Here is a 25,542-nt window from a genome sequence, read left to right as displayed (position 1 = left end):
CTTTACACCCCCTGTATGTCACACCTATATTAAACTATCAATATCTCTATCTAACTTTTTCACTAGAGCTTGTGTAGATAATTTTTTACGCGTACTCACTAATTCTACCGTCTTCAGCACAATTTTCTTCGTTATATCTTCTTCTTTTTGTAAATACGGTTCAATTTTTTCTTTTAAGTCCGATTGCAATTTTTACACCTCCACTAAATGCTTAGAGATAATCTCATCACCTATTTGAACGAAAGGAGCCTTTCCTTCGGCTAGTAACGTTTCTGTCTCAAATAGTAACTCTCCATCCGCCGAGAATCCGTATTGCATTAACTTTTTCTTTACATCGCGCATTTTCGCTGATCCACCAAACTCTTTTACTAACACATATTGGATAAAATCTGTCTCTGATTGAATTGAGCTTGTACGAGGTACGATAATTGTTCCTCTCGAACCTAGTAAAATGAATTCTTTATCTCGTTTTACACAATCTGCGAATAAATCAATTGTCCAAGATAAACCTCCATCTAACTCTGGAAGGTTTTCAGATAAGCAATGTTCTACTCGGATAAAGTTTTTATCATTTATTTGTTGTTCTCTCGCTAATACATCTAATACCACATTTTTTAACACAAGTTGCTTTTCTGTATTCCATCCAATTGTCATTTCGTGTACATACTCAGCATACTGGCCTCTCGTATAATAAAAAATTCGATCCGAGAGCTGTAGTGCAATATCGAAGGCATTTTCACGTGCCCCTAATTCATTTACAAGCCAATCCATTACCTCTTCCCTTGAAACTTCGTATCCTTGCTCTAGAATATAATCTTCTACTAAAGTTTTAATACTAGCAGTTTCTAACTCGCTTCCGATCTTCACAATGTGTGGGTAACGCGGCAACATAAAATGATCGTCACACTTGGAACGAAGTAAATAATAGAGTAAGTAATTTGTATGAATACCATTTGCAATGCAGTATGATTCAAACTCTTTAAATATGCCATTAATTTGAAACTGCGGAATTTCTTCTAATTTTTCGTTTATACGCTTTATGATCGGATCAAATATATGAACTGGCATTTGCTCATAAAATTCTAGTAATGTGTACTCTCCATAATTACTCTGAATAATATCTTGTGTACTAGATAAAGTGAATTCCACCGTAAACGGCTTCCAACCACGATTTACTATAAACTCATCTCTTAATTCTTTCGTGCTCACTTCATGTCCTTTACTTCTAATAAAATCACTAAGTAAATCCGCATTTCTTATACTTCCTGTGTCCCCTATTTGAATAATTTTCGGGAACTTTGGTAGTGCAATATGATCAGATCCATACTGTCTTAATAATGTGTACAACGCATATTCTGTTGGAACATCATTTTCTAGTAGTACATCTTCATATTGATCGAACAAATATGTAACAGTAATAACTGGCTTCTTCTCTAATTTGTCAGCTGCTTCTTTTGCAATTGTCTCGATTAATTCTATATTCGGTTTAACGAAGCTACTGTGAATATAAATACCTCTACCCCATAAATAAATTGTGTCTGAAGCTTCATCTCTCGTACAAATAGCAGGAAAATCTCTTTCTCCATGGAATGAATTTGGCATTATTTCATTTGCCTTCTCATTTAACATCTCATACTCTTTATATACTTCAGCACCATTCGGGAACTGTCTCAATACAATCTCAGCTACATCAATTTTCTTCGCTTTTGCTAATACATATTGATTTTGCTCTGTCTGGCGCATCATTTCATTACAAGTATTTCTTACAATAAACGGAGACACTTCTAATTCCACTGCAACATTCTCCATCATTTCCTCATATTGCTCTTCTTCTAACAATTTCCCTTTTAATCGTTCAGAGAAAATATTAGAAATTTGTCTATCAAATTCTTGTAACTCAGCTTTCGTTAACGTAGTGAAAAATTGATTATCAAAACAAAGGTATATATCCTCTAACTCTAACATTTCTAAAACTAAGTACTCGTAAAAAGTGTTCTCTGTGAAAATGTCATTTTCCATAAAGTTTCTGTTAGCTTCTAATTTATTTCGGAATAATTGAAACCATACTTCCGCTTTCATTTTAATCTTTCCGACTGAATTTTTAACAATTTGTCGGATTCTTTCACGCGTTACATCATGATTTTGCGCTGTTTCTTCTAATGTTGGGCGCTTTCCATTTAATGTTCCTTCATACCGTTCGCGCATAATCGCAAGAGCTTTCTCGTTTATCTTCAGCTTAGTATGAATACTTCCTGTTTCTATCATTTCTTGCAGCATTTCTTTTAACTGATCTGTTTCGTACTGCACTCTCTCGTCCGCCGTCATTGTTGCATAAAAACTTTCTTCCTGTTCTCTCTTCTCAGCAACTTCTGCTTTTTCTTTTAAGTGTTGTAAGAATCTCTTCACAGCTGAATCGCCAACACCTTGAAACTTTCTCAGCTCCTGTAAATCGAGAGGCAGTTGTTTATACTGATGAATACCAGCCTCATGCAATTTTTCTATAAGTGATGGACAACTTAAAAAATCTCCGTATTCTAACGATTCTTCCTGTAAAGAAAGCGGAATTGCTACTCGCTCTCCATTTAATAGTACTTCTTCTCCTTGTATTCCTATTGGCTCAACGACAACCTCGATTTTTTTAGGGCGCCCCATCTGTCCTAACTGACTAAAAAATTTCTCCATCATTTTAGGGCCAACATTACGCAATTGTTCCCGTAAAGGGAGTATATCTTTTGGAAGATTTCCTATTACATGAATCCCCATATTTTTTCGCAATTGTTTAACAAGGGTATTACACCCTGAAATCAGCTCTAGCGTAATTTCAATATTTCTCATAGAAGCAGGAATTTCTACACATTCCGTTCCCATACAAACTATAAATCCGTCCTCATTTTGTAACTCTTCTTCAAATTCGTGCTGACTTTGTGTATTCTCTTCTACGCTACTACTGGGACTGTCGTCATCTGTATCAGACTCTTCGTGCTTTAAACAATTTAAAAATTCATCAAATGCTTCTGCTGTAAGCCAGCGAACTGCAAACACTGGTAGTCCATGTAATTGTTTTATGTTTCGCACACCAAATTTAGCAAATAACTCTGTTAAATGTTGTGGAAGTTTCTCACTTAATGCTTCATTTCGTGTAGTATTTATCTCGATTAATACTCGCTCTTGTTCATGAGGCAAGTTTATAAGCTTCGCTAAATTCCCTTGATACTCACAACCTAAAAACCATAACTGAACTGCTAAATCATAAAAAGCTTGTTTATCTTTTCGATACCAATCACGTAAATGATCTTCTTTTATTTCTCCAAAAGTATCTAAATGAAAATGTTCGCCAAATGTATAAACTGGGCTCCCTTCATATTCATTCATACACAATTCAACTAATCGAGAAGGAACGATCAATTGCTGATCAGTCACTTCTCTTTTTTCTACTACTTGCTGCACAACTTCTTTTTCTTTCTCTTTCTCAATTTCTTTCGGCATATCGACTTGCTTCGGTTCTTCTACTTCCTTTTTAGGAATACTTTCCTTTTTCTTAGGACCATCACTATAATTCCCCATTAAAAACCAAGCTGGCTTACGCTTTGTCACGCGCCCACCTTTAGCTGTGTAACGGAAATAAATTTTACGTGGTTTTAATGGATCTAATACCTCTTTTAATTCCCAACCACCAACTAACCAAAGGGATCCTCCAGCAGAACGTTTATCAATGATTTCTACATCATGACTTTGCAAATAACTCATTAAATCAAAATCTTCTTCTAAAATTTCCGTATCAGTTGTCTCTGCTTTTTTAGGCGTTTTTTCTTTAATAACCAGCTCTTGTACTTCTTCCTTTGCAGGCATCTTTTCTTCAATAACCGGCTCCTGTACTTCTTCCTTTACAGGCATCTCTTCTTCAATAATTGGTTCTTGTACTTCTTCCTTTACAGGCATCTCTTCTTCAATAATCGGTTCTTGCTCTTTTTGTCCAGTTACAACTTGCACGACTTCTTTCTCTTTTTGCTGTTCCTGCGTTAACTTGAATAATGTCTCCTGCATTTCTCGGAACTTCGCTTCAAGTGTTTTTTCTAAGCTCTTCTCTACTGTTTCTGCTACGGTTTGTTTAATATCGTCTGTATTAACCTTCTGCTCTGCATTAGCTTTCGGACTTGCATATGCTGGCGCTTTAAAATTAACATCTCCATATAACTCCATGAACCAAACTGCCAAGTCATATGTAAGTTTATGAGCTTTCAATGCATCTTCTATACTTCCAAAGTTCGCTTCATGAACCGCTTTATTACCCATCTTGCGAATCCATTCAAATCGGAAATGCATTTCCTCATTTAAAATTCCTTCTCGATACAACTTATGTATTACTTCAACATGCTTCATTTCGTAATATACATTAATATCTTCCATTTCCATTACATACTTTGCTAGCTTCTCCGCAAAAAGCCTCGCCTTTGATAACGCAGAAGGAACATCGTTATACACCTGCTTTTCTAACGCTTCTGCAACATCAGCCAATTTCTTATACTTCGACTGTAAAAAAGAAAATAAAAATTTGTTGCTCATATACTCTATCCTTTCTATTTAAATATAATTGTTAATTCTTTATATACTTATAAAGGAAAGTCTAATTTCAAGGACCATAGACTAAAACTATAATTATCGTAATTAAATGTATCTACTATCCTTTTACATTCTATTCCATTATAACATCAAAACCAGTACTATTGACTTCACTTTACACTGTATATCCTTCCAAAAATATTACAATTCTCCCTATTTATATTTTAATATAAATATAATTTAATTATCCACCATATAAAGCAATTAATTTCCTACCCTCCTCAATAACCTCTTCCCTCAAGCCCCCAGGCTCCAACACCCTAACCGAAGCACCCATCCCCAAAATCCACTTCTTAATCGACTCTTTCCCGCTCATCGTCGCCCGGAAAAGAATGCTACCATCATCATTATGGTCTATCTTTTGATTCTCTCCCCAAATGGATTCCGGTACAGATGCCGCGAATGGTGGATAGATGAGTAACTCAACTTCAAGTGATTCTTTCACGATACCTAATTTCGGAAATTCTTCTCGAATATCGAAATCAGCGGGTATTTCATATGTATCATACAAAACTCTAATATCCTTTATTCGCGATAATTTAAACATACGTTTTTCTTTTTTATCATTACACAGAGCTAGGCAATAAAAGAATTCATTGTAGTGTACAAAACCGTACGGATCAATAATTCGTTCTGACCTTTCACCAAATCGTTTCTCATATTGAATTCTCACCTTGCGTCTTGTAAATAAAGCTTCTTGTAGTTGTACATATTTTTGATTTTCATTAGAAAAAGCATTATTTGGCTTCGATCTTTGAACAAAATATATATGACGGTCTTTATTCGTTTCAACTTTCCGAACGGCATTCAATTTATCTAATGCTACTTTTGCGTCCTTTGCATAAATATCATTACCTTTTGAAACTAGTTTTTGAATTGAAAATGTTAACGCATCTAGCTCTTGTTGAGACATATTTTTAATAGGAAATAACGATGTATTCGAAAGAGAGTAACAGCCATCCCTTCCTTTCGTTGTCTCAATCTTTATACCTGCCATTTCAATATCATCACGATAAATGCGGACCATCCGTTCTTTTACTTCTAACAACTCTGCTAACTCACTAATCTTCATTTTCTCTCTTGCATGCAGAAGTTCAATCATATACAGACAATTGCTTAATTTACTCATATAATTCCTCGTTTCTATTCATCCATCCTCATCTAAGTATAAAAAATTAGAATCACCTTTTCATACTATATCTAAAATAGTTAAAACAATCGCCAAGTACATCTCTCTGCACTTGGCAATTCTTTTTAAATATGAACTTCCTCTTTAGCGATATCTGTTAACATTTGAATAACATTTTGACAGTCCTTATCATTAAATAACTCGTTCATAGCCCGTATAACAATGTGTTCATCTGACCAGTTGCTTATATTACTTGTATTTGTGTAAATTCTTGTATACGACGCTTCTGGCCTTTTCGCTGCTGCGCTTATTTTTCTCCCTTTACTTTCTAGCCTTGTTAATAGCATTAATCTCTTTTGTGATTCTAGTGGTCCAATTTCTAGCGTCAGCTTCAATCTATTATCTTTCAAACGTTCGAACCACATAATCGCACAGTTATTGAACCACCAATTCCATTTCGGTGTTCCAAATTGTTCTTCTAGTTTGCGAAACTCCGGCATAATAAATGATGGTAGTCGGTGATGAATATTGTAAAAACCTTCTTGGAACTTTTGTTCGTGGACGAATAAGTGAAAAGCATTAGCTAAAGTATCCGCGTCTGTTTGACTACCCTCTACCATAACAATTTCAGAAGAAGAATCTTCTTCTCCGTATACAAGCCCTTTTATCGTATCGCCTATAGCCGCCACCACTTGATTAAAATCAGCATTGTTATACATATCATTCATCACACGGATAATTTCATCTTGATCTGCCCAATCACTTATATTTTCATATCCAGCATAAATTCTTGTATACATGGATCCAGCTTCTTTTGATTTTTCTTTAATAGTAATTCCATTTTCCTCTAACTTGCATAATAACTTTAATCTCTGTTTGTATTCCAACGGCCCAACTTCAACAATAAGCTTCATACGCCCATCTACTTTTCTTTCGAACCAAGTTATAAGAGCATTATTTAGCCACCATTCATGATTTGGCACTCCAACGATTTCATCAAGTTGTTTCCATTCTTCGAAAATGAAAGATGGAATGCGAATGTGTTCATGATAACAATCTTCTGGTATTTGATTTTTCTCTACAAATTGTAAAAATGCTTCTCTCATGACGCTATTTCCAGCCCCATGTATAAAGTGAAGCGTTTCAGCATACTTCTTATAAATTTTGCGAAGATCTTCTTTTTCTTCAACACTCAATTTCTTTACAGCGCTTAACAACTCTTTATTAACAAACTTTCCAACTACTTTTCCGTTACCATTTAAACATAAAAAATCAACAGCGGCCTTATGACTCTTATACACTGTTAACGCTAGTTCAATGTCTTCTTCATCACGAACTAGTTCTCCTTCTAATATATCAATATAGTAAGAAAGGAAATCTTTTATCGTACTAGACGTATACTCACTATAAATCTCCAATTGCCCTTTTAGAATATTTAATATATCTCCATAATCTAAAGTAAGATACGATTTATGACTTGGAGCGCTACCATCTAAACTTAAAAAAATTGGAATGATCGTATACCCTTCATATTTCTCACTAACAAAGTTTATGTAATTTTGTAATTGTCCATCTGACTCAGATGACTTATATTTATTTTCAATCAAAATAGCAACCTTTTGCGCCTCTGATATTGCCAAAATATCAATTCGTTTATTATTTTTCGTTTGTACTTCGCGGAACACTTCCAAATCTTGAAGAGACTGCTTATGTAATTTAATAAAATTATATTGCCCAATTAACTCCTCATTCTCCGCTTTTACAAACGTCCTAGAAAGGACCTTATTTACAAACATAGAACCTAAGTGATGATTTTCCATAGGATCAAGTAGCCAAGCAATCATATTAGAATGTCTAATCTCAAACTTATCTACCTTCAATATTTTAAAAGGGTTAAAACGATTAAACTTACTATGCAGCTTCTCAAACTCAATTGAATTATCTAACAATGATAAAATCTCAAAATTATAATCCATTCCCCACACCGCCGTTTATAAATTTGTGAATCAATTCTCCTGAATAATCATTTTAATAAATTGTTATAAGTAAATTATAACTTATAATGTGGCATTATTTATGTCACATATCCTATTTCTTACAAATGAACATTCATCAATCACCAAATTTCACCATCCCCCCATACCAACCACCACTCTCCTCCAAAAACCCCCTCGTCTCCCCACTATCCTTATAAAAACTCTCCCAACCCCGCTCCCTCAAAATCCCCTTCCAACTATCACTCTCCACCATCCTCTTAATCACACCATCCCAATAAGCAACCTCTTCCTCTGTCATATCTTTCGGCCCCATAATCCCTTTCCAGTGCTGGAATATGACGTTTATGCCTTGTTCTTTCCACGTTGGGATTTCTGGTAGTCGGTCTAGTCGTTTTGGTGCGGATACGGCTAGTATTTTTATTTTGCCGGCTTTGTATTGTTTTTCGGCTTCGGATAGGGTCATGGTTGCGGCGCCTATTTGTTTGTTCGTTAGGGCGTTTATGATTTTTTCTTTGTTTTCGTAGACGAAGAATTGTAGTTCGGCAGGGTTTATGCCGAAGGCTTTGCTTACTTGTACGAAGGATAGGTGATCGTCGTTTCCTAGGCCGGGGGCAACGCCGATTTTGAAGTTTTGCTTGTCTTGTTTTAGTTGTTTCATTAGTTCGTTTGCGTTATCTATGGTGCTGTCTTTTGATACGACCACGACTTCCCAGTCCGATGCGAGTGTCGCGAGCGGCGTGAAGTCTTTATATGTTAGTTTACTGTGGCCTAGTAGGTTGTTCGTTATGAGTAAGCTTGAGTTAATCGCCAGTATATGACCGCCTTTTTGTTTCGTATATTTCCATCCGACGTCACCGCTGCCACCTACTTTGTTTGTGACTGTGATTGGTTTTGTGAAGATTTTTTCTTCTGTTAGTGTTTTTTGCATTGCCCGTGCTGTTAAGTCCCATCCAGCGCCTTGAACGTTTGGCGCAACGATTTCTAATTTGTCGATGTTCACTTTATTCGTATGGGATTTTTCCGAGGAACAACCAGCTATTACTCCTGTCATGATCCATATACATAGTAATAATCGTTTTTTCATAGTCCTCTTCCTATTCGATATTTTCGTTCTGGTCGTCCGATAATGCCGTATGTGTACTCTACTGTGCATTCGCCGGTCGCTACTAAGTATTCTAAATATCTTCTTGCGGTTGTTCTGGAGGCCCCCATTTGTTCTCCCATTTCTTCTATTGTAATGCCCTCTTCAAATCCTTTTATAATCCCTTTCACTTTTTGCAGTGTTAGCGGATCCACACCTGTCGGTAAGTTTTTTATGTCTTGTGTTTGCGAAGTCCCGAAGAAATTATCGATGAGTGCTTGATTTACTTCATTGTTACTATGTAATAGTTGCTTCTTTCTTTTATAGTCTTCAATTGTGCGAACAAATTTTTCTAACGTGACCGGTTTTATAAGGTAGTTACTTACGCCGTTTCGAATTGCTTTTTCTAGCATATAGTTTTCATTCGCCGCTGTTACCATAATGACGTCAACGCTTGGAAAGTCAGCATGGATTTTTGGTAATAAGTCGGTTCCGATCCCATCTGGTAAGTAATTATCTAATAGAAGCAAATCGATTTCTTCTCTTTGTAGTAATTCCATCGTTTCTTTCGCATTCAATGCTTTTCCAATCACTTTTACGTTCTTTATTTTCGATAAAAACTCTTCTTGAATTTGCGCGACGCGGAAATCATCTTCTGCAATTGCAACCTTCAACATATGCCCATCCCCCTGTTTGTCATGTACTTTCTCTCAATGTTTTCGGAAGGTAAATTGTAAAAATCGCTCCCCCATTTTTCTCGTTTTGAATTTCAATTGTTCCCTCTAGTAGATCTACCATTTCTTTTACGTTTGCTAGTCCGTAACCACGATCAGTTCCTTTCGTTGAAAATCCTTTTTGAAAAATGGTCGTAATTTTTTCTACCGGTATTCCTATCCCACTATCTATCACTTCAAATACAATATCGTGTCCTATATCCGTAACGAAGAAGGAAACTCTCTTCTCCTCTTGCCCACTCACCGCATCAAATGCATTATCAATTATGTTTCCAAGGATCGTAATAAGATGCGACACCTTTATATGGTCTGGTAACGGATGAAGCGCGCTATCTCCTTCAATATGAAAATCAATTTTCTTTTCAGATGCTGTTCCGATTTTTCCTAATAAAATAGCTTGTACTTTCGCATCATGAATTTGATGAAATAAAATATGATTTTGGCTTTGATGAATGTTAGATTCTTGCTGAATAAATTCAATCGCTTCTTTGTAATGTCCTAACTGAAGTAATCCCGATAAGACGAACAGCTTATTTGTAAATTCATGTGTTTGAGCGCGTAAGTCCTCGGAATACTTTCTTACCTCAGATATCGCATTCACTAAGTTTTGCAGTTCTGTTTTATCTCTAAAACTACATACAACGCCTACCGTACTGTTATTTTCGAGTATCGGCGTCATGTTTAAAATAAACACCTTGTCTTGAAACGCGATTTCTTGATCGGTTTCTAGCACTCTCTCCATATGAAATTCTGGTAAAACTTTTGAAATGTGCCGCTGCATATAATCGCCATTTACATAAAGCATTTCTTCTGCCGAGGTGTTCATCATCGTAATAAAACCGTTTTGATCAATGGCGATAATCCCTTCTTTTATAGATAGTAGTATCGCGCTTCGTTCCCGGTATAGCGCTGCGATTTCATTCGGTTCCAAACCGAGTGTATCTTTACGAATGCTACGTGCTAAAAGAATGCCACCCACAATTCCAGCTAGTAATACAGCTAAGGAAAAGAGTATAATTTCTTTCGTTCTGCTTAATATGTTAGATTCGATACCTTTTATTAGAAACTCTACTGTCACAACGCCTACGACTTGATCATAGTCTCCGTTATGAACAATAATGGGAGCTTTCGCCATTAAAGCCGGACCACTTTCACCATTTCCTTCAAGCGTATAATAGCCACCAAAAGTGAGTGCTTCATAGTTATATGGATTGTTACTCTTTGTGCCAATTAAATCCGAATTAGAATGGGAATACATAACCCCAAAGCGATCTTCTATAATGACATAATCTGCACCAGCTTGCTCACGAACTTGTTCCGCAATGGATTGGATAGTACTTTTATGCTCGTTATATTGAAAAGCATCTTTTATAGCTGGCATAAAAGAAAGAGATTTAGCCGTTTGCAGTGCTAGTTGCTCCACTTGGCGCTTCGTATCAACGGACTGAATGTAAACAAATATTCCCGTTAATAGGAGAACGACAAATAAAATTAACGCGATAATTAAGCTTACTATTTTCGTTTGTAATGACACTTTGGGTGATTTTTTCATGCTTCATATCCTTTGATAAAATATTCAAAACTATCAATCTCCTTTTTCTATTATTATGACAAAACTGAAAATGAAGCAACTATAAAAACTCTCCATGTACATAAAGTACAAAAAGAATAAAATTGTCATAATATTGAGATTTTAAATAAAGAACAGTACAATTCAAATACAATGAACGCGCTTTCATATATACCTTTTATTACTAAGCAAGAGGAGGAATTAGTATGGCTCAAGCAAAATCTAACCGAGTCGCCGGCAATATCTTTAAAGGTTCTGTCGGTAATTTAATTGAATGGTACGACTGGTACGTTTACTCTGCTTTCGCCGTTTATTTTTCAGCAGAGTTCTTTCCTAAAGGAGATCCAACGAGTCAGTTACTGAACACAGCAGCTATTTTTGCAGTTGGATTTTTAATGCGCCCTATTGGGAGTTTATTAATGGGACGTTATGCGGATCGGCATGGACGCCGGGCGGCATTAACGCTTTCCATTACGGTTATGGCCGGTGGTTCTTTCATTATCGCCTGTACACCTAGTTACGAAAGCATCGGTATTATGGCACCAATTATTTTAGTTCTTGCTCGTTTACTTCAAGGATTATCACTTGGCGGAGAGTACGGAACTTCCGCAACGTATTTATCTGAAATGGCTAGTAGTGGACGCCGCGGTTTTTATTCAAGCTTCCAATATGTAACGCTCGTTGCTGGACAGATGGTTGCGTTAGGCGTTCAAATTGTTCTTCAGCAATTACTAAGCGAACCAGATATGAAAGCTTGGGGATGGCGTATTCCATTCATTATTGGAGCGATGGGTGCAGTAGCTGTATTATGGCTTCGCCGCACGATGGATGAATCGGAACAGTTCTCAAACATGGAAACGAAAAACCGCGAAAGCGCAGGAACCGTTCGCGCTCTTATGAAACATCCGAAAGCTGTATTAACAGTAGTCGGCCTAACATTAGGAGGCACTGTTGCATTTTATACGTACACAACATATTTACAAAAGTTCATGGTAAACACAGTCGGCCTTCCGAAAGAAGTTGTAAGCTGGATTAACTTTGTCGCACTACTTATATTCGTCGTACTTCAGCCAATTGCAGGGCTACTATCCGATAAAATTGGACGCCGCCCACTATTAATGGCATTCGGTATTCTCGGAACGTTACTAACAGCACCAATCTTCTTCTTCATGGAAAAAACGACAGAACCAATCGTAGCGTTCTTACTGATGATGGTCGGCCTCATTATCGTTACTGGCTACACATCAATTAACGCAATTGTAAAAGCAGAACTCTTCCCAACTGAAATTCGCGCACTAGGCGTAGGTTTACCATATGCTCTAACAGTTGCGATATTCGGCGGAACTGCAGAGTTCATCGCTTTATGGCTAAAGAGCATCGGAATGGAATCACTATTCTACTTCTACGTAGCTGGATGTATCGCAATCAGCTTTATTACGTATTGGCGTATGGATGAGTCATCGAAAACTTCGCAGATTGAGGCGGAGCTTGGTGGTGGGGATAAATTAGTTAATAATAAGTCTAGTTAAAATTATGTATTCTAGTATCTTTGTTTATTTGAAAAAGCATAATTCACTAATATGCAATTTAAAAACCTCTACTTATATGTAGAGGTTTTTAAACTTTATAACAAAAAAGATATCCAAATCTACTTCTCTTCTTTTTTGATTATGACATGTATTATTTGTAATAAATCATTATGAAACGAAAAAAGAAGATTATAGTGGTAACATCTCATGTCTATCAACTTAAGAAAAATATATACCTACTTTATAAGATACACCAAGTTCAAGTATTCTCTCATTTCAAGCCTTGAAATGCGGTATAATACTTGAGCCATTTTTTACACTAAAACTTGAAGCCTGTCTACCATTTACACATATTTCTACATATAGTAAGTAAAGCTATCATTCGAAAACACTAGCGGTTCGTTTCACTTCGTGTTAAATTAAACCAATTGAAACATAAAAATCATTTCCAAAATGAAGATAATAATTTATAAATGTAGTTAACATTCTATTCTTAGTAAAAAGTTAAACAAGGTGATAATTTAAATCATTTAGAAGTTTTCTATCTAATTATACTAAAGTTGAGTGGTGAAACTAATATGAGCCAATGGCTAAGTAATGATAAAATAGCAGACCATGATTTTGGTGGTTGCATATTAAAATTTTTACTAGGTATGAGTATCATTTTTATACTTATTCTATACCCTATTTATTGGCTGTTTTTTCAAGAAAACGAAAAACCTCTTGTAAAAAATACGTCATCCAACCAAGCAAATCAAATAGAAATTACGGGAATTTCTTATGGACATCTCTCCGATGATAAATACATAAAAATGTACTTTAAAGAAAAAAACAAACTTGTAGAGAAAACAAAAGTAAGGGTAGCTAATTTTAATATAATTAATAGTTCAGACCTCTATGAAATTTCATGGAAAGATAATACTAAAGTTGTAATAGTAATGAAATTTGAATATGAAACGAAAACATTGGAATATGATTTCGAAACTGGAACAATAGGTGGATATATTAATAGTACAAATAATAACTTACTATAGCCTAATTCCAAATATGTAGGATACACCTCCAAAATCATAAAAATCTTTTCATATTATTTCTATTAAAACATCGAAAAGAGGTGGCACTTTGAACAAATGGGCTATATTATCTTTAATATGTGTACCTTATGCTCTTTTAACTATAGTAAATGAACATACATTAGAAATAGGTGGATCAGCGAATATCTTTTGGAAAATTGGTTTATTTGCACCACTTATAGGCGTTTTATTTTCAGCTGGAGCCAGTAAAACTTACCAACGCGTTATGCTTGCCGTATTTAATTTAAGTTACTATTTTGCACTTTACATCTATATGATATACACTTTTTAAAATACTCTTATACTTGTTTTATGAACATATATTTTTGGGAGAAAATCATAAAAATAAAACATACTATTTCTCTTGGTCAAAGACTTTTAACTAACTATACATTTTATAAATATTTCTCCCCATGAATCTAGTAAAATTGTAGTGGAGTTGAATTTTCCTTCAAAATATTTCTTATCCTTTTTATAATTTAATAGTTGGAAAGACTCATAGTTATTAGATGAGCTCTTCAATTCCCAAATTTTCATTTTCCTTCTCCCTTATATTTAATCTATTCATAAATTATTTCGGGCTATTTAATTTTAAGCTGCCATCTAATAAACGTATTCTTATGTCATGTAAAGCTGCAACAGCGTCTGCTTGAGTACCACCATATTCTTTAACTTCTTTTAGTACCTTAGTTACCTCTTTCATATAATCCGTACCATGGTTACCTATATGTAACACTTCAGTAGTCACATATTCATTTACTTTATACGGTAAAAATACTCCATTACCAGCAGAATCATGGTGTATTCCAAATTCTTTTAATAATTCTTGTGCTTCAATAGCTCTTTTATCATTCCAAGGTGTTAGGTGATGTGCTGCATTAGAATATGGGGGGCAATCCCTGCATCTTTCACCCATGCTCCAATCGCTTTTTCTGCGTTATGAATCCCTCCAAAACCAGGATGTAGTGGCAGCGGAACACCAACAGCTTGACCACCACCAATATGGTGATGGACTAATTTAGTTCCACGTAATCCGGTAAAATCATATTGTAGAAATTCCCCTCTAAATCATTAAGGATTTAGAGGGGAATTTCTTTATCACATAAGTAATATCATTTCTTATTAAATTTACTGTGTATCAGTTCAAAGAATTTATTTGCACCAAGTGAAATTGCGCCAATAATAAGAACACCAATAATAAAATAAATCTTTTTAAATAAGTTGTAAGGAGATAAAATAGCAACTACAAGAAGTATTATAATTGCAACGAATACAACTAATTTTCCAACTTTAAATGCTTGCATATCAGCTTTCCTCCTTCTGGATAAAAACAGCCAATATAGTCATACATCACAGGTTCTTTAACCATAAGTTTTTGTTTCCTTCCATAAATCACAATACTTAACATTCAATAAACCTCTTTAAAAGGTTTCATGTGTTCTACCCCCATCTTCTATATGCTTTCTTAAGTAATAGTACCTATGGAGTTCCATAATGAAATGAAACAAAATAAATGAAAGCATGGAGTATACACACATTAATACAATTGCTACCATCTTTTGTGTTGCAAAACCAAGACTGATATTAGCAACGAGTTGACCCAATCCTATAAACGCCACTACTCCGAAACCAGAGTTTTTTTTCGATGATTTTGATTTTTTGATTGGTTCCTGAAGTTTTTTAATATGATTTTTATAATAATAATTCAAAGCAAAAATATACAAACCAACCGAAAAAATAAAATAGATGGGAGTTTGTAATCCTAACATTCCATATGCAAACTTTTGGGTTATAACTAATAATCCTACTGAACATACGATGCCAAATACCCCACGAAATAGAGTGTATTGTAATTGCCGCTTCCTAGGATTTATAACAATCCATATTGCCCATACATTTAAAAAAGCAACTGGTGGAACTATTATGTACATATATATCGGTTGAACAGGATTCGCAAAAGCAGGTAAAAGCACAAATATATCTGCTATCCCAATCACAAGAGTAATTATAGTCGATCTTATATCATTTACAGTATAAAGAGCCATATAATATTCAAAAGCTTTTTTATTAAAATCCATATTTTTTTTCATGTTAATTAAACCACCCCACTACTGTTGACCAAGCTTTTTTCGAACCCGTTTTCACCCTATCCTTAATACTATTATCTTCACCATCACCATCTAAATCAACATCCCATTTTATACCTTCTGTGAAATATTATTCCCTTCTCGAAAAGAAGATCAACCCATTAATAAAATCTAGGCTTATCAAAAATTTCAAAAAGCCAAAGATTTTGCTGGTATCGAATCTATTGGGACTCACACCATGCGCAAAACCTTCGGCTATTGGTTCTATAAATAAAAGGTGTCACTATGTTACACGAAATACTCAATTATAGCACCCTATAAATTACACTGAAATATATTGGTATCAACAAGGAAGAAAAAGACAATATACTAGATACACTTTGTATTTAATTCAATACACATTTCTAATAATATCCCCAGTAAGTATTCATGAACCTAAAATATATTGAAATTAATAAAAAACTGAAATAACATCAAGAACTTGCAGATTTACAATATTAAATATCTATCAATATGATTTATTCTATTGATAGATATTTAATTAATTTTACACTTCAGCTAAGGTTTACAAGTATCTCGTATGACTTATCTCAAAATCTTTATTGATGTTAAAGTTATTCATTTTTAAGACTAGCAACAAATTAATATTGTAAATTCACATTTTAGGGGTAATCCTCTAACCTTCAAATAAAAAATATATTTATGATTAAAACTAATTATATTTTTTTACCTTTAAAGGAATAGATATAAAATACAAATCTATAGCATAAATAGTAATCAAAATACCTTTACCTTCATCAGCAAACTTTGATTGATGAAACTGTTCTGAAACTTTTCTTTTTCCCCATCTTTTAGGAAACCATTGAAATCCTGAAAACATATAATTAATCTACCTTTTCACTAAAATTTTGCTAGTTTATTTCTTAACTCTAACTCTTCGACTGTTTCAAAACCTTTAAAAAATAAACTAGCAATTTGATTATGATTAAAAAATACATTGTATTCTTTAGACAAATTCCCATGAGGATATGGACAAGACACGTAATCCCACATTTTATTTTCATTCACTTGTCCCTGTTTTCTACCGTAAATCATAAGAGGTTGATTAATTCCTTCAACAAGAACCACAGAACCAATTGGTAATAAATCTTCTCCAATAAATAAATTTGGCATATATCTATCTTCCATAATTAAAAGTTCCTCCTAACTAAATTATAAAAAATTAATATTTCTTTGAAGAATGAGATTTCTTAAAAAAAAATGAAACAATCTTATAAAATATAAAAATAGATAATGGCATTACTAAACAAAATACAACAGATAAAACAATTTTTTCATTAAACGTAGCATCTGCTCCAAACCATATAGCTAACAAACTAGATGGAACAGCAATAGCACAAAAAATCAATAAAATCTTCTTAAATACATCTAAAGAAAACAAACTTTATCCTCCTAACATTAATTAAATAAAACTATTTAATCCTTTTCTACTCCAAACTTTACCCCTAGACCTATTCCAAGACCAACATCAATTTCATTCATTAATCCAAATTTAGCCTCTCCACCAATACTACCATAAGCTGCCTCTCCACCAACAACTACTTTCCAATCAATAAAAGGAATAGGAACTTTAAGTTCTGCTTCACCTTTAACTAAATCTGCTTTCGCACCAATACCAATATGACCATCTTTAGCCTCAAAACCAGCTTCAGCATTTCCTACTTTTATATGAGCCTTTCCAAAATCATGATCTACACCAAGATCATTAAAAGTTACCCCAGCCTTGGCTTCTCCACCAATTCCCCCACCAAACTGAGCTTTAACTTCAGCTCTAAGCAATTGCTCATGTATAGTAAAATCTTCAACTTTAAATCCAGCATCTACAACAGCTCCTTTAACCTCTCCACCAATTTTATTAAAAGATGTTAAATCATTAGAAAAAGTATCCATATCTTTAGGAAGCTGTATATCCGTTTCATATTTAAAAGCTTGAGCAAAAGCACCACTTTTTTTATCTGGTTCTACACCTAATCCACCAGAATTTTTAAACACAATATGATTATCCGAACTACTAGTTTTATTGACAATACTATTTAATTTAGTAGCAAATTTATTATTATTATCTACTTTTTCAGAATCCTTATTCAACCTTTCATGCTTTGTTCTTTCTTTAATCAAATTATCAACTTCACGAGCTTTATCTGCTGTAATTTTTTGAATAGGCCCCGTCCAATCCATATTCAACCCTTGCGTACTAAATGTACCACTTGCAGGACTAAAGCCTTTTCCACTTTGAACTTCCGCAAGACCTGCAGCAATACTAGCTGCTAATTGAAGTGCTGTACTATAATTATTACTAGAGGTCTGATTGAATTGATACAAATGATCCAGCTTTTCTTGCAGTTTTTTCCTCATCACAGTAAAAAGATTCGCCATAGCGTCCATACCTGGGATTGGCATAGCTTGACTGATAGCTTCCATACTTGCTTTCATTCGGTCAATTTCTCGAATTTGTTCTAATATTTCTTGTTCAATTACATCTGTGGAAGCGACTTGTGATTGAAATTGACTTGGAAAAGCATCGTTCTGGCGAATTAACTCTTCACACAGATAAATGATTCCTTGCGCTAAAGGACGAAAGGTTTGTACAAAAAATGATTTTGCACTGCTATAAGTTTGTCCTTGTAGAACAGTATCAATTGCAAAGGCATCAATTGACTGAATGACTTGTTCCATACCTTGAATAGTAGCGTTACATACAGCATTCATACTTTGAGTTTGGCCTTGTACTTCTCCTAAATACATATTTAAGCTCATGCATTGACCTCCCTCGCTAATTGTTGTTGTTGATAGGAAAGGTCGTTTTCTAAATCACTAAGGTTTCGTCTTTCTTTAAGCAACGTTTCTTTTTGGTTTTCTAATTCAAATGTGACTTTTCGTTCAATATGTTGTGCCTCTTGATATGTATTCATAAAAAATTGAGACATTTCTCTATCACCATGCCAAGTTCCTAAAATTCGATCAAACAAACGATGGTTTCGACCTCTCCATTCATAAAAATCTGCTTCCGCTTGCTCCTGAATGTGAATCGCGGATTGATTTCGGTCTTGTTCTTCAAATACACTTCTTAACTTTTGATTTACTTGATTGATTTGTTTTTCAATATCTTGACTCATTATATTCCTCCTACTATTTTACCTTTACGTAGGTTTTCACATTAGCGAAAAGTGTTGTGAAGTTCGTTATCCATTCTCTCAAACTCTTGGGCTACTGAATGAATATTATCGACCGCTTGTTGAAAGGCAGTGGAAAATTGTTTCGTAAAATCTAACATTTGTTGATTCGCTTCTTGTGCTTTGGAATTAACAGATAGTGTTGTACGCGTCGCCTTTGTTATAGAACGATTTGTTGCACTTTGGATTATATTCGAAGCTGTTCTCATCTGCGTAGCAATTTGTTGTGCCGTTTGAAAATTACTTTGAAATTGTCCCATCACTCAAATCCTTTCTCTAATTTTCAGAAGATGCCAAAAAAATCCCAATAAATATATGAAAATTCCCTATTGATATCACTCTTTTTAAACGTGTGTCCAGCTAAGTTGGGCATGCAATCAAATGAGCCATACACTATAAGCTGTATGGCTCATTTGAAATGCCTGTTATATAGAGTATGACAATTTTTATTTCAAACCGAAATTACGTGATAATTCTTCATCATGAGAAGCAACAGCTTCTGCAGTTTTATTAAGCTGCATATTAATTTCTTGTAATAGCTGTGCGAAGTTTTGTACTTTTGGCTTTAATTGATTGAACTGTTGATCAAAACCTTCGAAAGCACGACCTTCCCATTCTCCTCTTAATTCATTTTGTAAGTTTTGTAGTTGACTTAAAATGTCCTCAATTTGATTTGCACCTTGTCCATATCGAGCCGCTTTCGATTTAAGCTCCTCTGGTGACATACGAATTTGTCCAGCCATTTTCATTTCCCCTTTAATACATAATGAGCAAAATATTTATTGGTTAATTTTACTAAACATATTATAATCTATTATTCTGAACTTTTAAACGTTTTATCTTTCTATTGAATATTAGAATATGAATATTCAATTCTAATCATTAAATATCCTACTTTTTCTAACTTTACAAGATTTTATGCAAAAAAGACCACCAAAAGGCAGTCCCTCAAAGCTCAATCCCATCCCGCGCTCCACTACTTTCTCATACAAATAATTCGCAATGATAATATCTACTACAGCCAAACTAACTGATTTGAAAATAGTAATCTCTTCATCATTTTCGCGTCCGTTTTTCCCCCGCTTAGGATTTGTCCAAGTTCGGCGTGGAGATTGCTAGTTTTATCGGAATTTGAAGATTACCTGTTTCTAGATCATATTCAATTAAGCAATCCTACAAATGCCTCTTCTTCCTCATCTATAAAACCTACAAATATAATTTCTTCGATATCCTCATGATTAAATACAAATGTATACTCAGGATTAATATATCCTTTTGAATAAAAACAGCCAATATAATCATACATCACAAGTTCTTTAATCCCAAGCTTTTGTTTTCTTCCATAGTTATTTATGTGAATTCAGCTCGTTTTTTTGTTTTGGGTGAAAAAATTTTTTAACTTGATAGCAATGTGGTGCTGCCCCTATTAGGCAAATTCGACAAAGAAAAAACACCCAAAGGTGCCTTCCTCCCACTTGAACCATCTTAATTTTATTGTGTTGTTATTATATAAGAAAAGAAGACATCGCTTAAGATGTCTTCTTTTACTTGTACAATTGGTGTTAAGAAGGTATTTATTGCTTAAAAACCATAAAAAAATATAACAATCATCGAGTAAACCTATTATAGCATCAATAAATAGAGTTTTTATATGCATTTTTGCATATATATAGATTTATTTATGTTTTATCTATATAGTTAAATTGTCTGTTTCTTGTTTTAATTCGTTTGTTTATTTTGAGTGCTCCAGCAATGGAGCCTTTTTTTATGCAATAAAACATTTTCTTAGCATTACTTAGTTGATCTATATTAACTTTACCCTCTTAAATTATATCTATATTTTACCAAATAATTATATAGATAACCAGTTTTTTCTAATAATCTAGTGAATTGATAATTTTAATGTTAGTTGTTAATACCCATAGAAAAATTCATTATGCAATGAAAATTGAGAAATCAAGAATTATAAAAAACTTATAGTATCTTTTGTAAAAGTATATTTATAATTTGTATATTAATATGTTATAATTTAATTTCTAAAACTACCAAAAAAGGACTGCCAGTAATGGTGGTCTTTTTTAAACTGGTGAGATTGTACTAGGTTGAGCAAAAAAATGGAACCGAAAAAATTATTTCTAATGAAGATAGCCTTCTTATGATGAAGTTTCATTCAGTGGATCTGCAAGCAAACATAAAAGAAGGAAAAAATTACGATTTTACTTTACGTGGATATAGAGTACCTATACTTTCATGGTTTCCAAATTTAGATGGTGCCGAACCACAAAATTAGCACTATTCTTTAATAAAAAATCCTACTCATTTTTTAATGAGTAGGATTTTTTATTAAAGAGCTATTTCGTATTAATTTGTGCCATCATTTAATATGCTATTTTTAAATGTTTTCCAAATTTGATAACTTATTATCTAAATTTCTAAATTCTATACAGCACTATCATTTAAACAATTATTAAATATATCTTCTATCTAAAACATCGTATTATCATTAGCTGCTTCACTTGGAATCTCTTGAATTACATCCCAGTGTTCGACAATCTTTCCATCCTTGATACGAAATATATCCACTATAGCAACTCCCTTATCTTGAGAATTAGTACGAGAATGTACATGAAGAGCAACTGTATCCCCTTCAGCTACTACACGTTTAATCTCTGCAGAGGAATTAGGATTTTTAACAAAATCCTCCTTAAAGAAATCCATGAAGGCTTTTCGTCCATCAGCAACAAAAGGATTATGTTGCTGATAATCTTCGCTAACATATTTAGGGATAATATCGATATTATGTTTGTTAAAAACTTCATTATAGAAATCAACTACCATCTTTTTATTCTTTTCATTTTCTTTTACTTCTTTTAATACAGAAGCGACATTCTCGCTCTTAATTGAGTTACCTTTGTTATTACCGGTGGAAGCTTGAAATATCAAAGTCGATACAATTCCTAAAATAAACACAGAAATAATTATTACTATTAAACTTTTCTCTAATTTCATATATACCTACCTCTTCTACTTAAATAAGTTTTCTTCTATAAAAAGTTTGAAGAAGGAGAAACCTTCCTCAAAATGTAATGTCAGAGGTAATGTTAGGAATTTCATTTATCCTAACCTCCCCCTATACAAGGCATATTAGAAACGATTAATTCTAACTTAATACCTCATTAACAGTTGCACTGTCCACAATTTGAATAAACTTCTTAACCTTATCGTTCTCATCAAGCTTATAAAGGTGACAAAAATCTGCTACAAATGACTTCCCTGTAGCTTTATATGTTCCACTATATTTTCCATACACGATAACAGTATCGTTATTAAAAGTATAAATTTCATCTTTAGCACTATAGTCATCCCATTCCGTGCCAAGACGTTCATGTACGTTTTTCACTACTTCATCTGGACCTATATAAGTACCTGCATATGGAAACCCAGTAGCTTCTGTCCAAGATACATTTTCACTTAAATACGTTTTGAACGCATCCAATTTCCCTTCGCCAGTTAACACATAGTACTAGCGAATATTCCGGAGATGAATGTCAGGTGGCTTAAGATAACATGTTTGCTACTATATCCTAAATTTTCTTAATATAAATTTTTAAAACGTGCTTCAATTTTATCCGGCGTCATTACGCCACCACCCATAGGAATAATTTGATTATCCTTTTGTAAAAGTAATGAAGGATAGCTATTAACACCAAGCTGTCGAACTTTATTGAAATCATTTTGGACATCTATTATTGTTTCTTGAGCGTTTAAACGTTCTAATACTTGTTCAGGGTCCAAACCATGCTCGATTGCAATCTTGCGATATGTTTCAGGATCACTCAGACTTTGGCCCTCATAATAAAACGCTTTTTGCATAGCCGAAGTGAATTCTAATAAACGGTCTGGCGCTAATGAGCGTAAAGCTGAAAAGCCAATTGCAGCATCTTTCGAATTCATTTTAAAAGTCCCTTCCTCCACCAATTTTTGATAGGAAGGACCAAATTCAGCACCTGTAAGTTGATTAATTCTTTTATTTCCTTCTTCTATATATGAGAAGTGTTTCATTGGTAAATTATCCAAAAATAACCCTCCACATAAAACCGTTAATGGCACTTCATTGTGGTTTTTGTAAAATCCTTTAATACTTTCTGAAAAACCATAGCACCATCCACAATATGCATCCCATACGTAAATAAGGTTATCTTGTTTCGTCTCCATTTAAATCTCCTACCTTTTTTTTATTATCCAGCTCAACTAAATTTTTGGTTTATATAAGTACATCTTTTTATACCTTGTTCTTTTTTAGATACCTTACTATATTTCCCCAAAACTAATATTTCCAAAGAAAGATCCACCAAGGTTTTTAACAAAAGATAACGTTTCACCTTATTGCCCCGTAACAGAAAATACTAAAGCTTAGAATATGCATCGATTTGAATGTGTTAGTAACTTTCTACACCGGGTGGCAACGTATGGACCACCATCCTTAATTAAATATATAAATCATATTTTTAGCAGATATTAGTTGTAACTAAATTTATTACATCTTTATGTAACCATTTTAGTTACAACTAATATAGAAGTCAATTCTTTTTTTCGAAAACATTAAATTTCTACATTATAACGAAATTCTGTGTTAACTTGTAAAAAAAAAGAGGAGCCATCTCCTCTTCATAAATAAACACTATTTAATTTGTTCCTTATACTCATGGTTAACAACTACATACCACTTTCCTGTATCAAATTTTTCTTTATTAATCACGTAAACTTTATTTTGTCTCTTTACCTCCCCTGGTTTTAATTCCTTAGTAATAGTAGAGGTCTCACCTTTTTCAACCGCATAACTACTAGCTGCTAACACATCACTTTGATAAGCATTATCATTTTCATCCACTAAATCCACTGATGGTAAAACGGCTAATTTCATCGGTTCGTTTGTGATATTTTTCCCTTCTGCTTCTACAACAATAAAGACATGTCCATCTTCAGGTTTTTGGAATCCTATACTCTCTTTACCAACCTTATCTCTTTCTACAACTCTTTTTACAGTTACATCAAATTTAGGTGTATGAAAATCCTTGTTTACAGCATACTCTTTTTCTTTTATTTTTGATTTCTCTTTTGTTTGTTCTGTATTTTTCTGCTTTGTATTCTCTTTCGTTTTCGCCTCATCAGTTGTTTGCACTTTCTTTTCTTCTTGTTTAGAATTGGTTTCTTTAGATTCTGAAGAAGTTTTGTCGGATGTATTGCCGCAACCAGATAAATTGAATACTAAAGCGCCACCTAAAATACATGTAGTAAATTTTTTCAACATCTCTTTTTATCCCCCAATAACACGATATGTAAATTTCTTACTTATCATAGCAAAAAATATGATCTTAAATTGTTGTATCTTGTCGAATGATTAAGAATAATCAAGTTACTCCACGTCCTCTTTTATTATAAAGGTAAATATAACGTCTATAAAACCTGCTATAATAGGTTTTTACACCCTTAGCATACAATTTTTCACTTTCGGTAATGTGCCCCCTATTTGAAAGGTAATTGAAATATTAAGAACAACTGATAGAGGTGTTTATGTGGAATTATTTGAGTATTATAAAAAAAGAGAAATTTGAAGTGTTTAATTGGAACTGGGCTTTTTCTTTATGGATTAATTGGTATGTATAATACTTGGGGTAATATTAATTGGGGACCAGTAATCTTAATTATTATAGCTTCTCTTGTATTTTTTAGTATTGGATTTTGGCAATTAAGAAAAGGAAATTTACTAGAAAAAAATATAATTAAAAATGATTTAACATTTTGGGATATTGATACTTATGTTTTGTTAGAATTACCCGGCAATAATAAACATTTAGGTTTATATACTCCTGATGGAAGATATGTAGCAGGAACAAAGATGATTTCTTCAACATTACCTATTTTAAAAAATAAAGAAGTTTTTGGATTGGAAGCAAGTGATGGAGAAATCCTTGCATATTTTCAAAGTGAAGTTGAAAATTATGATTGGGCTATTTATGATTCGAATTATAATTGTGTAGGTATGTTTAAAGAAAATATGATACAAGGATTTGGAATGGTACGTGGTTCTTTGATGAATGAAAAAGAGATAAAAATTTCTGAGATAGAAGTGGAATTTGATTTTTTCGAAACGTCTTTTCGTACAATGGATGATCGTATATTAATAAACTGCAAGAGGGGATATATGCCTTTAGAATGGAGTGAAAGATTTGGCTTAAATGTACCGATTATTAAATTAGGTAATAATATTTCTAATGCTGAAAAAATATTTGGTTTAGGTATTCTTCTTTATATTTTAGAAACAATTAAAGTAAGAAAAAGTAGGATTTTTAATGATTAGAATTAAATATTTATATTATGAAATTTATTGAATCTTTTATTAGGGATTACATCGCTGAAAGTAAAATATTGTATACTTCGGAATTACTTTACGTTCACTTCTTGAAATTGATGAGCATTTGTTATGCC

25 protein-coding genes and 6 pseudogenes are annotated in these 25,542 nt (G+C 33.5%); 5 read left to right on the top strand and 26 right to left on the bottom strand.

Annotated elements, in window-relative coordinates; translation table 11 throughout:
• Positions 1 to 24: 24 nt before the first annotated feature.
• The 7 genes from C3Y97_RS27710 to C3Y97_RS04850 form a co-directional block, all read right to left on the bottom strand.
• On the bottom strand, positions 25 to 189 hold the full coding sequence (locus tag C3Y97_RS27710; protein WP_001190284.1) for a hypothetical protein: 165 nt from the start codon (positions 187 to 189) through the stop codon (positions 25 to 27).
• 3 nt (positions 190 to 192) lie between these two features.
• Positions 193 to 4,563 (bottom strand): sigma factor-like helix-turn-helix DNA-binding protein, encoded by a 4,371-nt coding sequence (locus C3Y97_RS04875; protein WP_136363109.1) that lies wholly within the window; start codon positions 4,561 to 4,563, stop codon positions 193 to 195.
• Positions 4,564 to 4,804: 241 nt separating this feature from the next.
• Positions 4,805 to 5,749 (bottom strand): helix-turn-helix transcriptional regulator, encoded by a 945-nt coding sequence (locus C3Y97_RS04870; protein ID WP_136363107.1) that lies wholly within the window; start codon positions 5,747 to 5,749, stop codon positions 4,805 to 4,807.
• A gap of 125 nt (positions 5,750 to 5,874) precedes the next feature.
• On the bottom strand, positions 5,875 to 7,725 hold the full coding sequence (locus tag C3Y97_RS04865) for a PDDEXK-like family protein (protein WP_136363105.1): 1,851 nt from the start codon (positions 7,723 to 7,725) through the stop codon (positions 5,875 to 5,877).
• 136 nt (positions 7,726 to 7,861) lie between these two features.
• On the bottom strand, positions 7,862 to 8,830 hold the full coding sequence (locus tag C3Y97_RS04860) for a tripartite tricarboxylate transporter substrate binding protein (protein WP_136363103.1): 969 nt from the start codon (positions 8,828 to 8,830) through the stop codon (positions 7,862 to 7,864).
• Complete coding sequence (locus tag C3Y97_RS04855; RefSeq protein WP_136363101.1) at positions 8,827 to 9,504, bottom strand: response regulator; 678 nt, start codon at positions 9,502 to 9,504, stop codon at positions 8,827 to 8,829. The genes C3Y97_RS04860 and C3Y97_RS04855 overlap by 4 nt, the downstream gene beginning before the upstream one ends.
• A 19-nt stretch (positions 9,505 to 9,523) precedes the next feature.
• Positions 9,524 to 11,113 (bottom strand): ATP-binding protein, encoded by a 1,590-nt coding sequence (locus C3Y97_RS04850; protein ID WP_136363099.1) that lies wholly within the window; start codon positions 11,111 to 11,113, stop codon positions 9,524 to 9,526.
• Between the two features lie 224 nt (positions 11,114 to 11,337).
• Here C3Y97_RS04850 and C3Y97_RS04845 point away from each other — a divergent pair, with 224 nt between their 5' ends.
• From C3Y97_RS04845 to C3Y97_RS04835, 3 genes are all read left to right on the top strand, one after another.
• Positions 11,338 to 12,660 carry an MFS transporter gene (locus C3Y97_RS04845; protein WP_086692657.1) on the top strand — a complete coding sequence of 441 codons (1,323 nt, stop codon included), beginning with the start codon at positions 11,338 to 11,340 and terminating at the stop codon, positions 12,658 to 12,660.
• A 578-nt stretch (positions 12,661 to 13,238) separates the two neighbouring features.
• Positions 13,239 to 13,694 carry a hypothetical protein gene (locus tag C3Y97_RS04840; RefSeq protein ID WP_000084806.1) on the top strand — a complete coding sequence of 152 codons (456 nt, stop codon included), beginning with the start codon at positions 13,239 to 13,241 and terminating at the stop codon, positions 13,692 to 13,694.
• An 88-nt stretch (positions 13,695 to 13,782) separates the two neighbouring features.
• Positions 13,783 to 14,025, top strand: a complete 243-nt coding sequence (locus tag C3Y97_RS04835) for a hypothetical protein (RefSeq protein WP_001045662.1) — start codon at positions 13,783 to 13,785, stop codon at positions 14,023 to 14,025.
• A gap of 95 nt (positions 14,026 to 14,120) precedes the next feature.
• Here C3Y97_RS04835 and C3Y97_RS28425 read toward each other — a convergent pair.
• The 6 genes and pseudogenes from C3Y97_RS28425 to C3Y97_RS04815 all read right to left on the bottom strand — a co-directional run.
• Positions 14,121 to 14,270: pseudogene (locus C3Y97_RS28425) on the bottom strand (imm11 family protein); the annotation flags it as partial.
• A 34-nt stretch (positions 14,271 to 14,304) separates the two neighbouring features.
• Positions 14,305 to 14,649, bottom strand: a complete 345-nt coding sequence (locus C3Y97_RS04830; protein ID WP_136363097.1) for an AHH domain-containing protein — start codon at positions 14,647 to 14,649, stop codon at positions 14,305 to 14,307.
• Positions 14,595 to 14,738, bottom strand: a pseudogene (locus C3Y97_RS28015) (hypothetical protein); the annotation flags it as partial. The pseudogene C3Y97_RS28015 and the gene C3Y97_RS04830, both read right to left, overlap by 55 nt.
• Before the next feature lie 107 nt (positions 14,739 to 14,845).
• The gene (locus C3Y97_RS04825; RefSeq protein WP_098213051.1) at positions 14,846 to 15,037 is read right to left on the bottom strand and encodes a hypothetical protein; all 192 of its coding nucleotides are present in this window, start codon (positions 15,035 to 15,037) and stop codon (positions 14,846 to 14,848) included.
• Between the two features lie 11 nt (positions 15,038 to 15,048).
• Positions 15,049 to 15,132, bottom strand: a pseudogene (locus tag C3Y97_RS04820) (DUF4176 domain-containing protein); the annotation flags it as partial.
• 22 nt (positions 15,133 to 15,154) lie between these two features.
• Positions 15,155 to 15,823, bottom strand: coding sequence for a hypothetical protein (locus C3Y97_RS04815; protein WP_136363095.1), 669 nt, complete (start codon positions 15,821 to 15,823; stop codon positions 15,155 to 15,157).
• Positions 15,824 to 15,950: 127 nt separating this feature from the next.
• Between C3Y97_RS04815 and C3Y97_RS28010 the strand changes: the two are divergent.
• Positions 15,951 to 16,210: pseudogene (locus tag C3Y97_RS28010) on the top strand (tyrosine-type recombinase/integrase); the annotation flags it as partial.
• A gap of 322 nt (positions 16,211 to 16,532) precedes the next feature.
• Here C3Y97_RS28010 and C3Y97_RS27700 read toward each other — a convergent pair.
• The 13 genes and pseudogenes from C3Y97_RS27700 to C3Y97_RS04750 form a co-directional block, all read right to left on the bottom strand.
• Positions 16,533 to 16,700: a hypothetical protein gene (locus C3Y97_RS27700; RefSeq protein ID WP_000490954.1), complete on the bottom strand. Its 168-nt coding sequence runs from the start codon at positions 16,698 to 16,700 to the stop codon at positions 16,533 to 16,535.
• Between the two features lie 20 nt (positions 16,701 to 16,720).
• Positions 16,721 to 17,008: a DUF4176 domain-containing protein gene (locus tag C3Y97_RS04805; protein WP_076876523.1), complete on the bottom strand. Its 288-nt coding sequence runs from the start codon at positions 17,006 to 17,008 to the stop codon at positions 16,721 to 16,723.
• A gap of 34 nt (positions 17,009 to 17,042) precedes the next feature.
• Positions 17,043 to 17,261, bottom strand: coding sequence for a hypothetical protein (locus tag C3Y97_RS04800; protein ID WP_076876522.1), 219 nt, complete (start codon positions 17,259 to 17,261; stop codon positions 17,043 to 17,045).
• Between the two features lie 35 nt (positions 17,262 to 17,296).
• Positions 17,297 to 18,637, bottom strand: a complete 1,341-nt coding sequence (locus C3Y97_RS04795; protein WP_076876521.1) for a T7SS effector LXG polymorphic toxin — start codon at positions 18,635 to 18,637, stop codon at positions 17,297 to 17,299.
• Positions 18,634 to 18,996 (bottom strand): DUF3958 family protein, encoded by a 363-nt coding sequence (locus C3Y97_RS04790; protein ID WP_000076120.1) that lies wholly within the window; start codon positions 18,994 to 18,996, stop codon positions 18,634 to 18,636. The genes C3Y97_RS04795 and C3Y97_RS04790 overlap by 4 nt, the downstream gene beginning before the upstream one ends.
• Before the next feature lie 41 nt (positions 18,997 to 19,037).
• A complete protein-coding gene (locus C3Y97_RS04785) occupies positions 19,038 to 19,313 on the bottom strand; it encodes a TIGR04197 family type VII secretion effector (RefSeq protein WP_000529655.1) in 276 nt (91 codons plus the stop codon).
• A gap of 186 nt (positions 19,314 to 19,499) precedes the next feature.
• Positions 19,500 to 19,796, bottom strand: a complete 297-nt coding sequence (locus C3Y97_RS04780) for a WXG100 family type VII secretion target (RefSeq protein WP_000918591.1) — start codon at positions 19,794 to 19,796, stop codon at positions 19,500 to 19,502.
• A gap of 132 nt (positions 19,797 to 19,928) precedes the next feature.
• A complete protein-coding gene (locus C3Y97_RS28310; RefSeq protein ID WP_333780023.1) occupies positions 19,929 to 20,096 on the bottom strand; it encodes an ornithine cyclodeaminase in 168 nt (55 codons plus the stop codon).
• A 116-nt stretch (positions 20,097 to 20,212) separates the two neighbouring features.
• Positions 20,213 to 20,398 (bottom strand): annotated as a pseudogene (locus C3Y97_RS04770) (DUF4176 domain-containing protein); the annotation flags it as partial.
• A 1,139-nt stretch (positions 20,399 to 21,537) separates the two neighbouring features.
• Positions 21,538 to 22,062 (bottom strand): nuclear transport factor 2 family protein, encoded by a 525-nt coding sequence (locus tag C3Y97_RS04765; RefSeq protein WP_136363091.1) that lies wholly within the window; start codon positions 22,060 to 22,062, stop codon positions 21,538 to 21,540.
• A gap of 151 nt (positions 22,063 to 22,213) precedes the next feature.
• A complete protein-coding gene (locus C3Y97_RS04760; RefSeq protein ID WP_205688515.1) occupies positions 22,214 to 22,570 on the bottom strand; it encodes a nuclear transport factor 2 family protein in 357 nt (118 codons plus the stop codon).
• 77 nt (positions 22,571 to 22,647) lie between these two features.
• Positions 22,648 to 23,268 carry a DsbA family protein gene (locus C3Y97_RS04755; RefSeq protein WP_136363087.1) on the bottom strand — a complete coding sequence of 207 codons (621 nt, stop codon included), beginning with the start codon at positions 23,266 to 23,268 and terminating at the stop codon, positions 22,648 to 22,650.
• A gap of 466 nt (positions 23,269 to 23,734) precedes the next feature.
• The gene (locus C3Y97_RS04750; RefSeq protein WP_000913402.1) at positions 23,735 to 24,364 is read right to left on the bottom strand and encodes a hypothetical protein; all 630 of its coding nucleotides are present in this window, start codon (positions 24,362 to 24,364) and stop codon (positions 23,735 to 23,737) included.
• Between the two features lie 265 nt (positions 24,365 to 24,629).
• On the opposite strand from C3Y97_RS04750, the pseudogene C3Y97_RS04745 reads away from it, so the two are divergent.
• Positions 24,630 to 25,414, top strand: a pseudogene (locus C3Y97_RS04745) (ABC transporter ATP-binding protein).
• The last annotated feature ends 128 nt before the right edge of the window (positions 25,415 to 25,542 follow it).

The sequence above is a fragment of the Bacillus sp. DU-106 genome (genome assembly GCF_004799705.1).
GTDB lineage: Bacteria > Bacillota > Bacilli > Bacillales > Bacillaceae_G > Bacillus_A > Bacillus_A cereus.
This window is presented reverse-complemented; position numbering and strand designations above follow the sequence as displayed.